The organism is Moheibacter sp. (assembly GCF_049672845.1).
Taxonomy (GTDB): Bacteria; Bacteroidota; Bacteroidia; order Flavobacteriales; family Weeksellaceae; genus Moheibacter.
In genome coordinates, this window is record NZ_JBATWT010000025.1 from 36,382 (window position 1) to 55,142 (window position 18,761).

The 18,761-nt window shown below is 38.2% G+C and carries 15 protein-coding genes; 12 read left to right on the forward strand and 3 right to left on the reverse strand.

All coding sequences use genetic code 11. The features are described from left to right. Positions 1 to 131 precede the first annotated feature (131 nt). Positions 132 to 1,427, forward strand: a complete 1,296-nt coding sequence (gene tyrS / locus WBF63_RS12020; protein ID WP_424369970.1) for a tyrosine--tRNA ligase — start codon at positions 132 to 134, stop codon at positions 1,425 to 1,427. Between the two features lie 80 nt (positions 1,428 to 1,507). On the opposite strand, the gene WBF63_RS12025 is transcribed toward tyrS, so the two are convergent. Together WBF63_RS12025 and metG are read right to left on the reverse strand one after the other, a co-directional pair. Beyond that, complete coding sequence (locus tag WBF63_RS12025; protein ID WP_424369971.1) at positions 1,508 to 3,610, reverse strand: M3 family metallopeptidase; 2,103 nt, start codon at positions 3,608 to 3,610, stop codon at positions 1,508 to 1,510. Positions 3,611 to 3,774: 164 nt separating this feature from the next. Then, positions 3,775 to 5,811: a methionine--tRNA ligase gene (metG, locus tag WBF63_RS12030; RefSeq protein WP_424369972.1), complete on the reverse strand. Its 2,037-nt coding sequence runs from the start codon at positions 5,809 to 5,811 to the stop codon at positions 3,775 to 3,777. Positions 5,812 to 5,930: 119 nt separating this feature from the next. On the opposite strand from metG, the gene WBF63_RS12035 reads away from it, so the two are divergent. Both WBF63_RS12035 and WBF63_RS12040 read left to right on the forward strand, forming a co-directional pair. After that, positions 5,931 to 6,155, forward strand: coding sequence for a hypothetical protein (locus WBF63_RS12035; RefSeq protein ID WP_424369973.1), 225 nt, complete (start codon positions 5,931 to 5,933; stop codon positions 6,153 to 6,155). Next, positions 6,137 to 6,460: a hypothetical protein gene (locus tag WBF63_RS12040; protein WP_424369974.1), complete on the forward strand. Its 324-nt coding sequence runs from the start codon at positions 6,137 to 6,139 to the stop codon at positions 6,458 to 6,460. The genes WBF63_RS12035 and WBF63_RS12040 overlap by 19 nt, the downstream gene beginning before the upstream one ends. A gap of 1 nt (position 6,461) precedes the next feature. On the opposite strand, the gene WBF63_RS12045 is transcribed toward WBF63_RS12040, so the two are convergent. Continuing rightward, entirely contained in the window at positions 6,462 to 8,075 is a 1,614-nt protein-coding gene (locus WBF63_RS12045) for an ArnT family glycosyltransferase (protein WP_424369975.1), read from the reverse strand. A 380-nt stretch (positions 8,076 to 8,455) separates the two neighbouring features. Here WBF63_RS12045 and der point away from each other — a divergent pair, with 380 nt between their 5' ends. The 9 genes from der (at position 8,456) to WBF63_RS12090 (ending at position 18,755) form a co-directional block, all read left to right on the forward strand. Then, positions 8,456 to 9,763, forward strand: coding sequence for a ribosome biogenesis GTPase Der (der, locus tag WBF63_RS12050; protein WP_424369976.1), 1,308 nt, complete (start codon positions 8,456 to 8,458; stop codon positions 9,761 to 9,763). A 90-nt stretch (positions 9,764 to 9,853) separates the two neighbouring features. After that, positions 9,854 to 11,245, forward strand: a complete 1,392-nt coding sequence (locus tag WBF63_RS12055; protein ID WP_424369977.1) for an FAD-binding oxidoreductase — start codon at positions 9,854 to 9,856, stop codon at positions 11,243 to 11,245. Between the two features lie 187 nt (positions 11,246 to 11,432). Further along, a complete protein-coding gene (locus WBF63_RS12060) occupies positions 11,433 to 12,236 on the forward strand; it encodes a hypothetical protein (protein ID WP_424369978.1) in 804 nt (267 codons plus the stop codon). A gap of 17 nt (positions 12,237 to 12,253) precedes the next feature. Further along, entirely contained in the window at positions 12,254 to 13,054 is an 801-nt protein-coding gene (locus WBF63_RS12065; RefSeq protein ID WP_424369979.1) for a hypothetical protein, read from the forward strand. A gap of 16 nt (positions 13,055 to 13,070) precedes the next feature. Further along, the gene (locus WBF63_RS12070; protein WP_424369980.1) at positions 13,071 to 13,820 is read left to right on the forward strand and encodes a hypothetical protein; all 750 of its coding nucleotides are present in this window, start codon (positions 13,071 to 13,073) and stop codon (positions 13,818 to 13,820) included. Between the two features lie 71 nt (positions 13,821 to 13,891). Further along, complete coding sequence (locus tag WBF63_RS12075) at positions 13,892 to 15,457, forward strand: helix-turn-helix domain-containing protein (protein WP_424369981.1); 1,566 nt, start codon at positions 13,892 to 13,894, stop codon at positions 15,455 to 15,457. Between the two features lie 125 nt (positions 15,458 to 15,582). Next, positions 15,583 to 16,950: a T9SS type A sorting domain-containing protein gene (locus WBF63_RS12080; protein ID WP_424369982.1), complete on the forward strand. Its 1,368-nt coding sequence runs from the start codon at positions 15,583 to 15,585 to the stop codon at positions 16,948 to 16,950. 175 nt (positions 16,951 to 17,125) lie between these two features. Further along, on the forward strand, positions 17,126 to 17,704 hold the full coding sequence (locus WBF63_RS12085; RefSeq protein ID WP_424369983.1) for a hypothetical protein: 579 nt from the start codon (positions 17,126 to 17,128) through the stop codon (positions 17,702 to 17,704). Positions 17,705 to 17,750: 46 nt separating this feature from the next. Beyond that, positions 17,751 to 18,755 (forward strand): NAD-dependent epimerase/dehydratase family protein, encoded by a 1,005-nt coding sequence (locus tag WBF63_RS12090; protein WP_424369984.1) that lies wholly within the window; start codon positions 17,751 to 17,753, stop codon positions 18,753 to 18,755. Positions 18,756 to 18,761: the final 6 nt, after the last annotated feature.

Below are 18,761 nucleotides of genomic sequence, written 5' to 3' on the forward strand. Positions count from 1 at the left end.
ATTGACAAGTTAGGAAAACGCATTTCGAATTTAGTCAGAATAATTTTAAAATCCGGTTGGCGAACTTATAATTTCAACTTCGTTGATTTCTAAGTTCTAACTTTTATCTTTGCAGCTTAATTTAAAATAAAATGAGCGGATTAATTGCAGAATTACAATGGAGAGGTTTGATTCACACCATCATGCCCGGAACAGAAGAACAACTGGAAAAGGAAATGACGACGGGTTATTGTGGATTTGATCCTACGGCTGATTCTCTGCACGTTGGAAGTCTGGTTCCCATTATTTTACTGATGCATATGCAGCGTCATGGACATAAGCCCATTGCGCTTGTGGGGGGTGCGACCGGGATGATCGGTGATCCGACTGGGAAATCTGCCGAACGAAATCTTTTGGACGAAGAAACCCTGGACAAATTTGTGAAGGGAATTCATGCGCAACTGGAACGTTTTCTTGATTTTGATTCTTCGAAACCAAATGCGGCGGTAATGGTCAATAATTATGATTGGATGAAAGATTTTTCATTTATTGATTTTGCGCGAACGGTTGGGAAGCATATTACTGTGAATTATATGATGGCCAAGGATTCGGTGAAATCCCGTTTGGGAGCCGATTCTACCGTAGGAATGTCGTTTACCGAATTTACCTATCAGTTGATTCAAGGTTATGATTTTCTTCATTTGTACCGAACGATGAACGCGAAATTGCAGTTTGGAGGTTCTGATCAATGGGGAAATATTACTACCGGTACGGAATTAATCCGAAGAGTTGATCAGGGAGAAGGTTTTGCTTTTACTTGTCCGTTGACCACAAAATCTGATGGAACGAAGTTCGGGAAAAGTGAAGGCGGAGAAAATGTATGGTTGGATAAAAATCGTACTTCGCCCTATAAATTCTATCAGTTTTGGTTAAATCAATCCGATGAGGATTCTGAGAAATACATCAAAATCTATACGTTTTTAAGTCAGGGAGAAATCAATGAATTGATTGAAAAACACCGAACTGAACCTCATTTGCGTCATTTACAGAAAAAATTGGCAGAAGAAATTACCACTTTGGTTCACGGAAAAGAAGAATTGGAAAATGCGATAAAAGCTTCGGAAGTTTTATTTGGTAAATCTACTACAGAGGATTTGATGTCGCTGAATGCCGAAACATTTCTGGCTGTATTTGAGGGAGTTCCACAAGCTTCAATTGCCAAGTCGGAATTAAATGAAGGAATCAATATCGTGGATGCATTGTCGGAAAAATCCGGTTTTTTGAGTTCCAAAAGTGAAGCCAGAAGAGATTTAAAAGCCAATGCAATTTCGGTCAATAAAGAAAAAGTAGGAGAGGAGTTCAGCCTGACCGAAAAGGATTTGATTTCGGGACAATATATTTTACTTCAGAAAGGAAAGAAAAATTACTTCATATTAATTGCCGAATAATTCAATTGGAATTCACAATAAAAATAAACCCTGATGAGACTTCATCAGGGTTCTTTATTGAATGATTTTTAAATCTTAAATTAATTAAAACCTTTGCTTTCCAAAATCGCAGAAACCGAAGGGTCACTTCCGCGGAAAGCTTTGTAACCTTCCTTGTATTCCAGCGTATTTCCTTTTGAAAGGATCATGTCGCGGTATCTTTGTCCTGCCTGACGGTTCAGTCCACCGTTTTCATCAAACCATTTTCCGGTATCGAGTGCCAACATTTCTGTCCACAAATAAGCATAATAACTCGCAGCATAACCCCCGCCGAAAACGTGGTTAAAATAAGTTGCACGGTAACGTGGCGGCACATTTTCCATCCACAAATTATCTTCTGTAAGAGATTGGACTTCAAAATTATTTACGTTAAATCCTTTTTCCATTACGCTCAGGCTATGGAAATTGAAATCCAGCACTGCTGCGGCAAGGGTTTCACCGAAAGCAAATCCCTGATTGAATTTGGATGCATTTTTAATTTTATCGATCAAAGCTTGTGGGATTTGTTCGCCGGTCTGATAGTGAATGGCGTAGTTTTTCAAAACATCGGGATGCAAAGTCCAGTGCTCATTGGCTTGAGACGGAAGTTCTACAAAATCTCTGGCAACCGAAGTTCCGGAGATAGAAGGATATTTCTGGTTGGCAAAAAATCCGTGAAGTGAATGCCCGAATTCGTGGAACAAAGTTTCGACTTCGTCATAGGTCAACAAGGCTGGTTCACCTTCAGCCGGTTTGGTGTAGTTGCAAACATTGTAAATCACCGGTTTTTTGTCGAGCAAATGAGATTGAGTTATAAAATTGCTCATCCAGGCACCGCCGCGCTTGCTTTCACGTTTGAAAAAATCGCCATAAAATAATCCAAGCGGCGTTCCGTCTTCTTCAAAAAGTTCGTAAACCAAAACATCGGGATGATAAGTCGGGATGTCGGTTCTTTCTTTAAATGTTATGCCGAATAATTTGGTAGCCGAATAAAAAACACCTTTTTCCAATACATTTTTTAATTCGAAATAAGGTTTCAACTGACTTTCGTCCAGGTCATATTTTTCTTTTCTTACTTGCTCCGCATAATAAGTCCAGTCCCAAGGTTTTAATTCGAAATCCTTTCCTTCCGCTTTGATTTTTTCCTGAAGAACTTTTGCTTCTTCATTGACTGCTTTTACCGTTCCCGGAACGAGCTGAGCAAAGAAATGGTCAACCGTTTCGGTGGTTTTGACCATCGTGTCCTGGAGGTTCCAGGCTGCATACGACGGATACCCCAAAAGGTTGGCTTTGTCAATCCGAAGTCTTACAATTTCACTCACTATTTCAAGTGTGGAATAATTTCCGCCATCGGTACGGCTCCATGCTTTTTTGAATAAATTTTCACGGGTTTGTCTGTCTTCAATGGATTGAACTAAAGGTTGTTGCGTAGTATTATGAATCGGAATTTTCCATTCGCTTTTACCTTCAACTTTCAAGGAATTGATTTCATTGGAAGCAATGCCGTTCAGTTTGGCAGTATCACGTACAATGAACGAAGAATTGTTGGTAGCTTCCAATAAGGTTTGACCGAACTTGTTTTCCAATGAAGCAAGTTTGGAATTAATGTCTTTCAGGGTTTCTTTTTCCTGATCCGACAAATTGGCGCCGGCTTTGATAAAAGCCTGGTATTTCACTTCGAGTAATTTCAGGTCTTCGCCTTCGAGTCCCAATTCTTCTCTTTGGTCATAAATAGATTTAATTCGTTCAAAAAGTTTTTCATTTAAAAGAATAAAATCTCTGTGTTCCGCAAATTTGGGTGCCATATCGGCTTGAAGTTTTTTAATCGTTTCGTTTGTGTGAGCGCCGGCCAAAGCATAAAATACGCTGGAAACTCTGTCGATTAGATCATGTGCTTTTTCCATTTCTACCAAAGTATTTTCAACTGTTGGCGCATCAGGATTATTGGCGATTTTTTCAATCGCTTCTCTTTCAACCTGTAAAGCATATTCCAATGCCGGCTGAAAATGTTCATCTTTTATTTTGGTAAAATCAGGCGCAAAATACGGCAAGGTGCTTTCCTGCACCAATGGATTGTTTTTCATTTCTTCTTCTGAGTAGGTTTTGTCGTTTGAACTTGAATTTTTGCTTTCACAATTCCAGAAAGCAAAAAAAACAAAGCTCATTAGTGCGATTTGTTTCAATTTCATTTCGTTTACTTGTTTTTTTGGATTTCCCAAATTTAGGGAAATAAAAGGGTATTATGACTTAAGAAAAAAGTAATTAGTGTAATTAAAAAGAAAATTGCCAGGTTTTGACCCGGCAATTCATATCTTATTTGAGTTTAAATTTATCCGATATTCACACCATTCTGAGTCTTTTCCTCCGGTGCTAAAAATGTCAATTTACCATCCTCCTTGTCAGTTAGTAAAAGCATTCCCTGACTTTCGATGCCACGAATTTTTCTCGGAGCTAAATTCACCAAAACCGTCACTTGCTTTCCTATGATTTCTTCCGGCGTAAAGCTTTCCGCAATTCCTGAAACAATCGTACGAATATCAATTCCGGTATCGACTTTCAGTTTCAACAATTTATCGGCTTTTTCTACTTTTTCCGCTTCCAGAATGGTTCCCACACGCATATCGATTTTCATGAAATCATCAAATTGAATGGTTTCTCTTTGCGGTTCAGCATTTAGATTTGTCATATTGTTCAGGGTTTTACTTTGATTTAATTTATTGATTTGAAATTCGATGGTTTCATCTTCGATTTTGGCAAAAACCAATTCCGAAGGATTCAACTGATGTCCGGACGGAATGATTTCGTTTATATTTTCCAATTCGTTCCAACTCATCGGCGAAATATTCAACATTTTGAATAATTTTTCAGAAGTAAACGGCAGGAAAGGTTCGCCCAATTCTGCCAACATTCCGGCGATTTGAGCCGCTGCATACATGATTCCTTTAACTTCTTCGGGATTGTCTTGTTTTTTCCAAGGTTCTTGACTTTGAAGGAATTGGTTTCCTAAACGAGCCAAATTCATATATTCCATCAGCGCATTTCGGAATTCAAATTTCTCCAGATGTCCGCCGATTTTTTGGGCGAAATCTTTCAGTTGATTTAATTCTTCGAATTCGATGGTTTTCTCGGGAATAATTCCATCGTAATATTTATGCGTCAAAACCATCACGCGGTTGATGAAATTCCCCAGAATTCCCACCAATTCCGAATTATTTTTGGTTTGGAAATCTTTCCAAGTAAAATTATTGTCTTTGTTTTCGGGTAAATTGGCTGTCAAAACATAACGCAAAACATCTTGCTGACCCGGAAATTCTTCTAAATATTCATGCCCCCAAACTGCCCAATTGCGTGAAGTTGAAATTTTATCGTCTTCCAAATTCATGAATTCGTTGGCCGGAACATTTTCAGGCAATATATAATCGCCATGTGCTTTCAACATCGCCGGGAAAATGATGCAATGAAAAACGATATTGTCTTTCCCAATGAAATGAATCAATTTCGTGTCGGGGTTTTGCCAATAGTCTTTCCAGTTTTTTCCATTTTCTTCTGCCCATTCAATCGTGGAGGTGATATAGCCAATTGGTGCGTCAAACCAAACGTAAAGCACTTTTCCTTCGGCTTCCGGCAAAGGAACTTTTACGCCCCAATTGAGGTCACGGGTCATGGCGCGAGGTTTCAAACCATCGTCAATCCATGATTTCACTTGTCCGTAAACATTTGATTTCCAATCATTTTTATGACCTTCCAAAATCCATTCTTTCAGAAAATCTTCGTATTCATTCAAAGGCAAATACCAATTTTTGGTTTCTTTGAGAACGGGCGTATTTCCGCTTAGAGCGGAACGCGGATTGATCAGTTCAGTCGGGCTCAAAGTCGAACCGCAACTCTCACATTGGTCTCCGTAGGCATTTGGATTTTGACATCTCGGACATTCGCCCACGATGTATCGGTCCGCCAAAAATTCTTTGGCTTCTTCGTCATAAAACTGCTCCGAAACTTCTTCGGTAAACTTTCCTTTTTTATACAAATTCAAAAAGAAATCAGAAGAAACTTCATGGTGTTTGGGATTGGAAGTGCGCGAATAATGGTCAAAAGAAACACCGAATTTCTCCAGGGTTTCCTTGATTAATTCGTGGTATTTATCGACAATCGCCTGTGGGGTAGTATTTTCTTTTTTTGCCCGAATGGTAATCGGAATTCCATGTTCGTCCGAACCGCCGATAAATGCCACGTCCATTCCTTTTCGGCGCAAATATCTCGCATAAATATCGGAAGGAATGTAAACGCCCGCCAAATGCCCGATGTGAAGCGGTCCGTTGGCATAAGGTAGCGCAGCAGTTAATGTATATCGATTCGGATTACTCATTTTGAATTTAAATTTTGGATTGCAAAGATAAGAAGCGAAAAAAGAAGTTTGAAGGCGGAAGGAGGATTTATTTTGAAATCGGTTCATTTCTGTATGCTCAATTTTTGTAAATTTGAGGTATGCAAAAGATAAAAGGCATAGAAATCGAGAAAAATTCGCAAGGCGAAGATGCATTCATCCGGATTGATTTACAGAAATTCGGCAAACAACTTCAGCCATTTCTGGAAGAAGTAGGTCTGCTGGAAGATGATTTTGAGAAAGAATGGGAAACTGCTTTGACGCTTGATGAAGCCAAAGAAAAATCAATTGAAAAAGTCAGATTCTGGTGGAAAAAAATGTCATAAATGTTCTTCCGTCCGTCATTGATTATTTAGACGAGCTGATTATTAAACTTTATGAAAACGAATATTTTGGCTTTTTAGAAAGTGCTGAAACTTATGTTTCAAATATTTATGACTTCATTCCGGAATTAATTGAAAACCAGACGCATAAACAAGCTCCTGCCGAACTTAAAAAACACGGTAAATTTTATATTTCTTATTCGTCCAATAAAAGAACGAATTGGTATATTTTTTTCAATCGACGCGATAATCGTTTCCTGATTAAATACATTACCAATAACCATATGCCGGATGCGAAATTTCTATGAATTAATTTTTATTCACCTTAAATAAAAACATCCTTTTTCTGTCCACATGGTTTTTGGTTCCGGGTTTCTCTTCATTATCGTCAAATTTCTCGATGAATTTGGCCGTAAAACCTAAATTTTTCAATTGATTGATAATAGATTCTATGGGTTCATTGTCTGACGAAATCAGAAAAAAATCAGATTCTTTTGGATAAGTTTCCGGTTTGTCGGGATAAATTTCCGGAATAGTATTTCCGTATTTGAACATGATTTCGGGCGAATAAGCATCGAATCCGTATAATTTTAAGCCGGATGTTTCGATTTCTTCTTTTTTAGTCAAAATCGAATGATGATGTGGATTGCTGTTAAACAATCCGTCAATCACCGGAATTCCAAAAAACATTGCCAAAGCCACAAAGACCACCGTTCCCAAAAAGGCATTTCTGAGGTTGAAATTTTTAAATACTTCTCTCATTAAATATATGCCGACAAGAATTCCGGAGACAGAAAAGAGAATGGCATAAATTCCCCATTCCACCTTGAAAATTGCAAACAAAATTACCGGAACAGAAATGGCGATTAAACCTATGAGCCCGAAAGAGAATTTAACCAGAATTTTTTCCCATTTTTTCCAATCTTGATTCTGCATGAGGTAATAAAGATAGAATCCGGTGGTGGCAGCCAATGGAATCATAAGTGGAAATAAATAGCGTTCTTTTTTTGAGGGAATTAATGACAATAAAACAAAACAAATCAGGGTCCACCAAAAGAAAAAACTATAGGATTTAGGCAGTTCGACTTTTCTTTTTACATAAGGAAAAGCCAATGAAATCAGAGCAAATACGGCCCAAACTCCCATTTGAACCGGAAAGCTGAAATAGCGCGAAAAAGGTTTTACTTCGCGGTTAGTCCTTGCGGTGGATTCTACTTCAAGCGTATGAATCAGGGTTTCTTTGTCAAAAAGAAATACGTAGCCATACCAGGAAAATCCTACAATTGCCGTCAGAATTCCCATCCATATCCAACCTGCCCATTTGATTTTCGGAAATCCGTATGCAATCCAATAAGCAAGAAAAAAGGGTGCGGCAATCACATAAAATCCGGTGGGTCCTTTGCTGAGGATTGAAAGTCCGAGGAAGATTCCGGCCAATGTGAATTGGAGGAAATTATTTTTTTCGGATTGAAAAGTTCGGTAAAAAAAATAAACACCCATCAAGGTGAAACTGTAACAGAAAATATCCCAAGTGGCTCTTTTTCCAACAAATAAAACCAGATAAGTGGTAGTGAGAATCAGCCCGATTGTCAAAGCCAGATTTATGTTTTGGGTTTCTTTTTTGACAAATCGATAAAAAACCAAAATCAATCCTACACAAGCTAAAGCTGCTGGAAAACGCAATGCCCAAACCGAATTGGTTCCGAATATAGCGCCCATTCCTGCACTGAGCCAGGTCGGAAGTGGCGGTTTTTGATAGCGCGGTTCGCCATTCATGGTAGTGAAAAGCCAGTTGCCGTCATCCACCATTTCGCGTGCCGTTACAAAATTCCGGGCTTCCATTATATCCACAAATAGATAATTGAGGTGTAGCAGAAACATTGAGAAACAAAGGAACAACAAGAGATTGTAGTTATTTTTCATCCGAAATTTTATTATTCAAATATAATCAATCGGGATTAAGAAATTTCTTTTTAAATTTAAAGAATGAACGAAGAAGTGGAAAAGACGATTTCGGGATCGCTGGAAGGATTTCAGTGGATTCTTGCCGGCATACTTTTAGTTTTGATTTTGTATTTGATTCTTAAAAAAGCAAAGAAAAACTAAACCGGAAATTTTTATGAATTTCTTTATTCTCAATCTGCACTCTTATTTTTTTCTAATTTTCTAGTTTTGAAGTAGTACCTTTGCCAAAAAATTGGGCTTTTGAGAAATGGTTTCTCAAAAGTTACCCATTAATAATCACTCATCCTGAGCTCTTACCTGCCGTAGGCATGGTGTCGAAGGATTATTAAACATTTTTTATGGCAAACATAGTTGCAATCGTTGGCCGGCCAAACGTCGGAAAATCTACCCTTTTTAATCGCTTAGTTCAAAAACGCCAAGCCATTGTCGATGACGTTTCCGGTGTCACACGCGACCGTCATTACGGGAAAAGTGACTGGAACGGAAGTGAATTTACCGTTATTGATACCGGCGGATACATCGTGGGTTCAGATGATACATTTGAAGTTGAGATCCGGAAACAAGTTGAATTGGCGATAGATGAAGCCAACGTCATTCTTTTTATGGTGGACAATCAGGTCGGATTGACAGACATGGACAAAGAGGTGGCGCAATTACTTCGTAAAAGTGAAAAGCCGGTTTTACTGGTTGTGAACAAGGTTGATACGAATAAAAATCTGGATGACAGCTACGAGTTCTATAATTTAGGCGTTGAGAGTTTCTTCACGATTTCTTCCCAAAGCGGAAGTGGAACCGGAGAACTTCTCGATGAAGTAATCAAACATTTTGACGAAACCGAACATAAAGATCCATTTGAAGGCTTACCAAGGGTTGCCATCGTAGGCCGTCCCAATGCCGGTAAATCCACCCTGACAAACGCCTTGCTTGGTGAAGAGCGGAACATAGTAACAGAAATTGCAGGTACAACCCGTGATTCCATTGAAACGCTTTACAATAAATTCGGACATGAATTTGTCCTGATTGATACCGCCGGAATGCGAAAAAAAGGAAAGGTCAGTGAAGATTTAGAATTTTATTCGGTGATGAGAGCCGTGCGTGCGGTGGAAGAATGCGATGTTTGTGTATTGATGATTGATGCTACCCGCGGAATCGAAGCACAAGATCTAAATATCTTGTTTTTGGCGGAAAGGAATCGAAAAGGAGTTGTGATACTTGTTAACAAATGGGATTTGGTTGAAAAAGAAACCAATACCATAAAGCAGTACGAAGCCGAAATCCGAAATAAAATCGCACCTTTTACAGATGTTCCGATTTTGTTTATTTCAGCATTGACAAAACAGCGTGTTCACAAAACGATTGAAACTGTGATGCAAGTAAATGAAAACCGGAACCGAAGAATCAAAACAAGTAAATTAAACGAATTGATGCTCCCTATCATTGAAACAACGCCTCCACCAGCGATTAAAGGGAAATACATCAAAATTAAATATGTTACCCAACTTCCCACACGTACACCACAGTTTGCATTTTTTGCCAATCTGCCACAATATGTAAAAGAGCCTTATAAGAGGTTTATAGAGAATCAATTGCGTAAGAATTTTGATTTTACCGGTGTGCCGATCGAGGTTTATTTCAGACAGAAATAGGTTGGATGCGGGAAGATGGATGTTGGGTGTTTTTTCTTGAACTCAAATTAAATCAATTGTTTGCCGTGGGTGATGAAACTTTAAACAAAAATGGAATACAAAGTTCTGACCGATGATGATTTGAATTTTTTCCGAAAAACAATCGGAGAAAACAATGTTATGATTTCAGAATTGGAAAAGTATGCTTCTGATTCAACAGAGAAATTAGAATTTTTTCCCGAAGTGGTTTTGAAACCCGATTCAGCTGAAAAAGTTTCCAAAATTGTGGCGTATTGCTATCGTGAATTGCTTCCCATAACGCCACGTGGAGCCGGGACCGGTCTCACCGGCGGATCGCTCGCTGTTAAAGGAGGTGTTTTGATTTCGCTTGAAAAATTAAATCAACTGATTGAAATCGACCAAGATAACTTTCAGGTAAAAGTAGATGCGGGCGTCATCAATTATAAATTACAGGAAGCTTTGGCTGAGAAAAATTTGTTTTATCCGCCCGATCCCAGCAGTTGGCAAAGTTCATTTATCGGTGGGAATATTTCCACAAATGCAGGCGGAATAAAAGCCGTGAAATATGGCGTTACCTCCCATTATGTACTGAATCTGGAAGTGGTTTTACCCAACGGTGAAATCATTTGGACCGGCGCAAACACATTAAAAAACAGCACCGGACTGAATCTTACGCAGCTCTTTACGGGAAGTGAAGGAACGCTGGGCATCATTACAAAAGCAGTTTTGAAAGTTTTGCCAAAACCAACGCATGAGGTTTCCTTGTTGGTTCCTTTTCGCAATGCATCTGAAGCATGCGAAGCGGTTGCTGCGATTTTTCACGCAGGTTTACATCCGGCGGCAGTTGAGTTTATGGAAAAAAGAGCCATTGATGCGACGGTTGATTTTCTGGGTGAATCGATGATTCCGATTGAAGAAGATACCGAAGCGCATTTACTGATTTCTCTGGATGAAAATATAGATACCGAACTACAGAAATGTGTGGAAACCCTTTCGAAATTTAATATTGGCGAAATTCTTTTTGCTGAAAATCAAGCAGAAAAAGACCGGGTCTGGCACATCAGAAGAAAAGTGTCGGAAGTCGTGAAGCGAAACGGTTATACCATTGAGGAAGATACGGTTGTTCCGAGAGGGAATCTGGCAAAACTTGTGAACGAAATGCACAAATTAGCTGATAGAAACAACTTCAAAGTTGTTTGTTATGGCCATGCCGGAGACGGGAATCTTCATGTTCGGATTAATCATCCGGATTTTAAAAACTCTTACAATGTGCCTGATATTCAGGTTATTTTGAAAGAATTATTTACAATCGTGAAAGAATTGGGTGGGACCATTTCGGGTGAACATGGAATTGGGCTAATTCAGAAAAACTTCTTACCGATTGTATTTAGCGAAGCAAATTTAGAGCTGCAAAAATCAATCAAAAAAACAATAGATCCGAGAAATATCATGAATCCCGGAAAGATTTTTTTGAGTACTTAATATTAATGTTATATATTTGTCATAACCAAACTAATCTATGATAAATATGAAAATCTACAGAATTTCCAGCTAACATTCAGATGTAATAAATCTTGCCTAACGGATTTATTACAAATTCCTCGTATTCGGTTTTCACGGTAAATCCGAATGGGAATATTTCTTACGTAACATCCTAATCCTATTTTATATGAAAAAAGCATTATCGTATTTTTTGCTGTTATTTTATTCGACCTATTTATTTGCGCAAGTTGGCATTGAGACTGATTTGCCCCAAAGTGCCCTGGATATAAACGGGGATTTGACTCTTAGAAAAGAACTTCGTTTAAAGGGAACTTCTACGACCACAGGCGACCCCGGACAAAACGGACAAGTGTTGTTTTCTCAAGATGGATCAAATGAGCCTATGTGGAAATTTGTTGAAATTCCATTTCTGGAACAAGGACAAATTCAGTTAAAGTATAGCTATGCTATTGTAGATGAAGTTGGTATTCAGTTTGCTTCCGGTCCAGGTGATGGAGTGGATTTAAGTACGCTTGGTTCGCCTTTGACCAATGCCTGGACTCAGATTCCTGGACTTCAGACTACGGTTGAAGTAAATCACCCTGCCAACAAAATTAATTTGTTATTCCAATCAGGAGTGGAAATGCCGAACACCTATAATTCGGAGAATTCCACAAGCTATTTTGTGCGCTATGCATGTGGGGTTTTTATGAATGACCAGCTTGTAGCTTTGAGAGGTGACCAAATCAACGGCGTGAACAATAAAAATGCTAAAAATCAGGCCATATATACTTTGTCCTATGTTTTATCAGATATGCCTGCAGGCACCTATACGCTGAAAGTGGCTTGTCGTAAAATCCGAACCAGTACGGGCGGTAATTATGAGCTTGCAATAGGAAGAGCACTCAGTTCAGGAACTCAAGTTGCCAATAATTTTATGCTGAGTTCTAACCTGAAAGTTGATGTTATGGAATATATAACCAATGATTAACCACCTAAAGAAAAAAAATGAAAAAAAATCTAACAACCCTTTTCCTCATTTTGAGCTATTTGTCAATTGCTCAGGTAGGAATCAATACGAACTCTCCCAACGCAACTTTGGATGTGGATGGTGATTTAAGTGTACGCGGAAAAATCTACACAGGTGGTACCGAAGGAAGTTTTGGGGACCCCGGAGTGACGGGGCAGGTGCTGGTTTCCCAAGGTCCCGGCCTTCCCCCAAAATGGTTGACGCTGAACATCCCGGAAATTGAACAAAATTATTATTTGATTTACAATAATACTTTTGAAGACACAACAGGAGTCTCGTTCAGTTCAACTGAAAATACGGGAAATAGTATTTATACCAGAGGGACTTTGTTGAGTTCACTTACTTCCTGGAAGAAAATTCCGGGTATGACCCAAACTTTTGATGTTTATAGTACTCAAAACAAAACATACTTTACTTTTGAAACTGTGGTACAAATGGCAACAACTTCTCAAAACAATATGCTGGATGCCATTGATTTTGCTTGTGGTATTTTCATTGATGGGAAATTACAGGCTGTACGTATCAATACTGTAGAGCAACCAGGTTCTGCTTATGCTCCTTTCAGAACTATTACCATGCTTCAGATAGCGGAAAATCTTTCCGTAGGAACTCATAATGTAGATGTTGCCTGCACAAGAAGACAAAGTTACTCAACTTCAGTTACCCTGGGGATAGGAAGAGCCGTGCAGACTGAAAACCTGAACAACTTTATGGCGAAATCTACCATAAAAGTTGAAGTATTTGAAATTCCTGATACTTATGTTGATGTGGAACCTTAATCAAAATTCAAAAAATATGAAAAAAAATATATTCAAAATACTCGTACTCTTGGTTATAAGCTGTCCTGTTATGGGGCAGGTTGGTGTCAATACCACTAATCCTGTAACTACACTTGATGTAAACGGAGATATAAATGTTACCGGAAAAATCCATGTCAGCGGAACAGACAGTGCGTTGGGAGACCCGGGAGATAAAAACAAAGCACTGACTTCAAACGGAACAACAAATGATGTAAGCTGGGAAGAAGTGAAAATCCCGGTGGGCTATGAAGGAGGACTCTATCTTACAGCTGTAGAGGCACTCAACGACAGAGTAGGTTTAAATTTATCTCAGACAGGATCTACGACTTATGCGCAAAATGAATCGCTTTCCGGGAATTGGACAGAAATTCCGGGACTAACAAAGCAAATCACAGTATCACATTCTGTGAATAAAGTTCATGTGCAATTCCAAACCACCGCTCAGATGAATTTTTCGGGATCAGCAAGTTTTTCATGTGGTATTTTTCTTGATAATCAGTTGAAAGGAGCAAGAGTAGACATTATAAGAGGTTCTACAGGATCCTACAATGTTTTTAATATGAACTCAAGCTTTAATAATATTTCAGTGGGAAACCATACATTTAAAGTGGCTTGTCGTGGAAGAAACTATACCTCAACTTCAGGGCAAATAGCCATTGGGACAGCTATAGTTACATCAATTCTCAATGCCGATATGTCCCAATCTGCGCTCAATATTTTTGTACTTGAAGATTTGTTGGATTAATATTCCCATAATTGATACTGAACCGCTCTTTAAGGGCGGTTTTTTTTATATTTTTGACCAAAATATTTAAATTGAATTTTACAAAGTTCTTTATTCCTGTCTTTTTCTTTTGTTTTTTTTCGTCGGTTTCTGCGCAGAAAAACAAAGATATTCGTCTGGACAGTCTGGAACAGAAACTCTCTGAAATTCATAAAACTCATCCGGAAGAAGCAATTGAAATCGGAGAATTAATTCTTAATCATTCCAATTCTGAAATCCAGAGAAGTCGTGTGTTGGGGTTAATGGCTGTTTCATATTTTATTGATAATGAAATAACTAAGTCTACGGAATTGCTTTTTGAAGCAAAATCGGAAGCCGAAAAATCGGGAAATCGCGAATTGATTGCCAAGATGAATGGTTCAATTGCGCATCAATATGTCCAACTTAATTTAAACGAAAAAGCCAAAGTATATTTAGAAAAAGCCATTCAGGAGATTGATCTTCTGGATGAAGGAAGTACGAAATACTTTCTGAAAGGACTTTCTTTTTTGGAAATGGGAAATATCATGTATGATGAGAAAAATTATATGTCAGCCAATTCCAATTATAAAAAATCTCTGAAACAGTTTCAAACCATAATTGAACCGGGAAAACAAGTTAATTATCATTATAAAAGATCGCTTTACAACATTGGAAACTCTTATTTAGCAATGGGAGAAACAGATTCGGCCGAATGGTATCTCAATAAATCTCTGACCTTAAAAAACGACGAAAATTCGGAACTTGTTTTCTTTATTTATACCACTCTTGCACAAACTTATGCCGAAAAAGGCTTTTACCAAAGGGCGGTTGATTCGCTCCGGACAATACTGGAAAATCCTCAATTCAAAAACACTGAACTTCGTTCCGAAATATACCTGAATCTTTCAAAGAATTATAAAAGTTTGGGTGATGATCAAAACTATAGTTTTTTCAATGAGAAGTATCTTGAGTTAAGTGATTCTCTGAAAACCAGTAACTTAAAAGCTGTTCATAAAGCCTTTGACGAAGAGCAAAAAGAAATGAATTCTGCTTTGACAAAAGCAGGAAAGCGGAATCAGGTGTTGCTGATTTCAGGAGTTATTTTGGTGATTCTGTTTTTAATTATAGTTGTTTATTTGAATTACAAAAGAAAAAAAGAAAGGGATTTGTTCCGGAAGATTATTTCTGAACTGGAAGAAGAAAAGACGGAGGAATTTAAAGAAGAAGAATCGCAAAAAGATCTGGATTTGATTGCACCCAGTCTCATGGAAGAAGAAATTCTTCAGAAATTAAAAAAGTTTGAAGAATCTGAGAAATTTACCCATCCAAATCTCAATATTTCAACGCTCGCCGTTCAGTTAAAAACAAACACAACCTATCTTTCAGAAGTCATCAATAAGTATAAAAAGAAAAATTTCAATGCTTATATCAATGAACTTCGGATTCACTACATATGCGAAAAAATTTATAAGCATCCCGAATTTCTGAACTACAAAATCAGTTACCTGGCAACACAAAGTGGATTTGCCTCACATAGTGCTTTTGCCACAGTTTTCAAAAATGTTACAGGCATTTCGCCGTCAGTTTTTCTTCGTGAAGCTGCCAAAAGAGAATCTTATAAACCTCAAGTCAAATAGCGTTTAACGTATTGATATTTAGGATTTTAATTAATTAAATAGACTTTTAAAATCAAGGATTTTGAAAGATATTCATTAGAATTTCTCAGTATAGGGAATTAGATTTACCGCAAAATAAAAACACAATGAAGAAAATTTTATTTACGGCTATGTTGATTGCAGGAGTCGTTGGTTATGGACAAAACGACGATTGTTCTGTGGTAGTTCCGTCTGAAGAAACAGGAAGCGGAGTGAATATAACAACAGGTGGCACTTATGAATATTCCTCGGCTACCGATTTTGATGTGGAGCGTGGAACTATTTTTACAGTAAATCAGATAAAATTCCATGCTTTCAGAGGACCTGAGGAGCTTGAATATGTGGTCGTCAATTTCTGGTCAGAAGTAGGAGGAATGCCGGGAGAAATCTTACACTCCTATACAAATCTGATTCCTGTCAGTCAGGAGTTTGCTTATACCAGTGGAATTGAAAATATGGACGTTTACCAAATTGTAGTAGATATTCCCGAAACAGAATTCCCACGAGGAAAATATTTCATGGAATTGCAAGCTGCACCCGGTGATGAGATTGCGGTTAGTTGGGAAATTGCCGGCGAATATACCATGAGCGTAGGCCGATTTGATATTTCCAGATTTGACCAGGATCCCTGGTTTTCAGGATTTTCTTATTATGATCAGGTATTTGAAATTATCGGAAACTGTGAATCAACAGGCGAAGAAGAGCCGGAGTATGGGGATTTCTGTAGTCAGGGAAATGCAGGAAACGAACACGAAACAGGTTTGGGTTTTTCTGCGCTCTTGGCAGATGATTTCATTGTGGAAGAAAACACGACATTTTACCTGAGTGATTTCAAAATGACAACCTTACAATTGGGCAATATCATAAATGCTGATATTAAAATCAGAAAAGAAGAAAACGGTTTGCCGGGTGAAATTGTGTATTCGGTAAATAACAAAGGTCCCAAAACCGAAAATTTTTTTGGATACTGGCCATTTGATGGATTGCCATTGGATGTCGTAGCCGTAGATTTGGAATTTGAGTTTGATGAGGTTATTGAACTTACAGCCGGAAGATATTTTATTGAAGTAAAAGTTACGCCGGTTCCTATTAGTGATTTCTTAGCCTGGGAAGCAACTTCAGAACCGGGAATTGGAGGATTTGCACTGATTTCTTATGACCAGGGCGGAACCTGGGAAGAATCAGATGGGCTTAACCTTGTTTTTGAAGTCATTGGATTTTGTAAAGAAACATTGGGTGTAAATGACATGGACAATTCTGAATTTAATTTTTATCCGAATCCGGTAAAAGATGAACTGATTATTCAATCCACATCAGATTTGAAAAATGTATCGGTTTATAATTTTTCGGGTCAGTTGATCATGAATTCGAAATCCAAAAAAGTAAATACGAAATCACTTTCATCAGGTGTTTATATCGTGAAAGCCGAATTGGAGAACGGGAAAACAGAAACTTTTAAAATCATTAAAAAGTAGAATTTGTTTAGGATTTAGTTTATAGCCCGCAGCAAAACTGCGGGTTTTTTCATTTCAGAATTTAACGACTTTACAGCCAAAAAGAAGCATAAACAAATTATTATAATCAGGCTCTTAGAATAATTAGAAATTGTCTCATCCAAAATGCCTAATTTTACCATTAAAATAATTCATAGTGCATTTCTTTTTTAATTTCAGCGAAGACATACCGGAAGAATTTTATTCCTCAGAAAACCATCAGCCCCATACCGAATGTTCGGTTTGCGGAAACGGTTTTGGTAATGGTCATTATTTCATAGAAAAAGCATTTCAGAGAACGCATGACAAAACAGAATTTCAACTGAGTTTTGAATATGCAATCTGTGAGAGATGTAAAACCGATATGATGCAGAGCATTTCCAAAGAATCCATGCAAAGGATGCAGGAATTTGCGATGAATATGGGCGGAATGCCGCGTCTGGAAAATTCAGAAGAAGTTGAAATCGATATGAATTATATGCTGAATCACTGTATTGCAACCGGTAAACCTCTGGACAGTCTCGACGAATATCATCTCGTAGGAATTATGCGCGGAGAAAAATTGGTTCAGCTCCCCATTGTTTACGGAGAGAGTTTTATTGAAGAATATTCCGAATTATTATCAGAAGAAACCAAAGGTTTTTTTGATGATTTCTTCAATAATATTACCGTGCTACCGCCTACGCTGGCCAAAATTTTGGAAGACGAAAAACCCAGAAGACCGGTTTTAATATAGAATTTCCAAATTCAAGATTCGCAATTAAAATATATATCTTCGCAAAATGGTTTACGTCACAGGCGCTACAGGTCTTATCGGAAGTTTTCTCCTGCTCGAATTATCGGGAAGAGGAAAAGCCATTCGGGCGATGAAAAGAAAGGATTCATCTGTTGAGTCAGTTAAAAATTTATTCCTTGAGTTTTCCGATTTGGAATCTTTTGAGAGAATCCAATGGGTTGAAACCGATTTGCTGGACATTCCTTCCCTTTCAGAAACTTTGGAAAATGTCGAAACGATTTACCATACTGCTGCAAGTGTCGGGTTTGATGACCGATTCAGAAAAAGCATTCAGGATGTAAATGTAACCGGAACAGAAAATTTGGTGAATCTTGCCATTTCGGCCGGAGTGAAAAATTTTGCTTACATCAGTTCTGTTGCGGTTCTGGATGAGGCGCCGGGTAGTAATCTTATTACTGAAGAGTCCGGATGGGATTCGCAAAGGGTTCATTCGGAATATGCGATTTCCAAGAAAAAGGGAGAAATGGCAGTTTGGAGAGCTTCTCAGGAAGGATTGAACGTAGTGGTGGTTCATCCGTCGGTGGTCATTGGGAGTTTAGACGGAACGCGCGCCAGCGAAAAAATATTTGAGCTCGCCGGGAGAAAAAAGGCTTATGCTTCGGCAGGACTGACCGGATATGTGGATGTCCGCGATGTGGTTTATTCTCTGGCAGAACTTGTCGAAAGAAAAGAATTCAATAAGGCCCATATACTCACTTCTGAAGATAAAACCTTTGTGGAAATTTTTGATTTTCTGAGAAGCCGATGGAAGCTTGGGAAAACCAATGTTTTGTCGGAAAGGAAGTTGAAATTTGTAAGAATAATTTCACAGTTGGGCCGGATTTTTGGCGGACGATACATGAGCAAACCGAGTTATCATGCGCTTACCGGAAAATCGAAATATTCCAATAATAAAATCAAAGATGCTCTGGGAATCAGCTTTCGACCTGTTAAAGAAGCCCTTGTTTTTCATGGTGACCGATATTTAAAAACTAAATCAAAGGATAAATAATAATTT

Bases quoted from the DNA above. Each gene is read 5' to 3' on its own strand.
- WBF63_RS12090 (WP_424369984.1), top strand. From the start codon at position 17,751: ATGGTTTACGTCACAGGCGCTACAGGTCTTATCGGAAGTTTTCTCCTG.
- WBF63_RS12060 (WP_424369978.1), top strand. From the start codon at position 11,433: ATGAAAAAAGCATTATCGTATTTTTTGCTGTTATTTTATTCGACCTAT.
- WBF63_RS12045 (WP_424369975.1), bottom strand. From the start codon at position 8,075: ATGAAAAATAACTACAATCTCTTGTTGTTCCTTTGTTTCTCAATGTTT.
- tyrS (WP_424369970.1), top strand. From the start codon at position 132: ATGAGCGGATTAATTGCAGAATTACAATGGAGAGGTTTGATTCACACC.
- WBF63_RS12065 (WP_424369979.1), top strand. From the start codon at position 12,254: ATGAAAAAAAATCTAACAACCCTTTTCCTCATTTTGAGCTATTTGTCA.
- WBF63_RS12080 (WP_424369982.1), top strand. From the start codon at position 15,583: ATGAAGAAAATTTTATTTACGGCTATGTTGATTGCAGGAGTCGTTGGT.
- metG (WP_424369972.1), bottom strand. From the start codon at position 5,811: ATGAGTAATCCGAATCGATATACATTAACTGCTGCGCTACCTTATGCC.
- WBF63_RS12055 (WP_424369977.1), top strand. From the start codon at position 9,854: ATGGAATACAAAGTTCTGACCGATGATGATTTGAATTTTTTCCGAAAA.
- WBF63_RS12025 (WP_424369971.1), bottom strand. From the start codon at position 3,610: ATGAGCTTTGTTTTTTTTGCTTTCTGGAATTGTGAAAGCAAAAATTCA.
- der (WP_424369976.1), top strand. From the start codon at position 8,456: ATGGCAAACATAGTTGCAATCGTTGGCCGGCCAAACGTCGGAAAATCT.
- WBF63_RS12035 (WP_424369973.1), top strand. From the start codon at position 5,931: ATGCAAAAGATAAAAGGCATAGAAATCGAGAAAAATTCGCAAGGCGAA.
- WBF63_RS12070 (WP_424369980.1), top strand. From the start codon at position 13,071: ATGAAAAAAAATATATTCAAAATACTCGTACTCTTGGTTATAAGCTGT.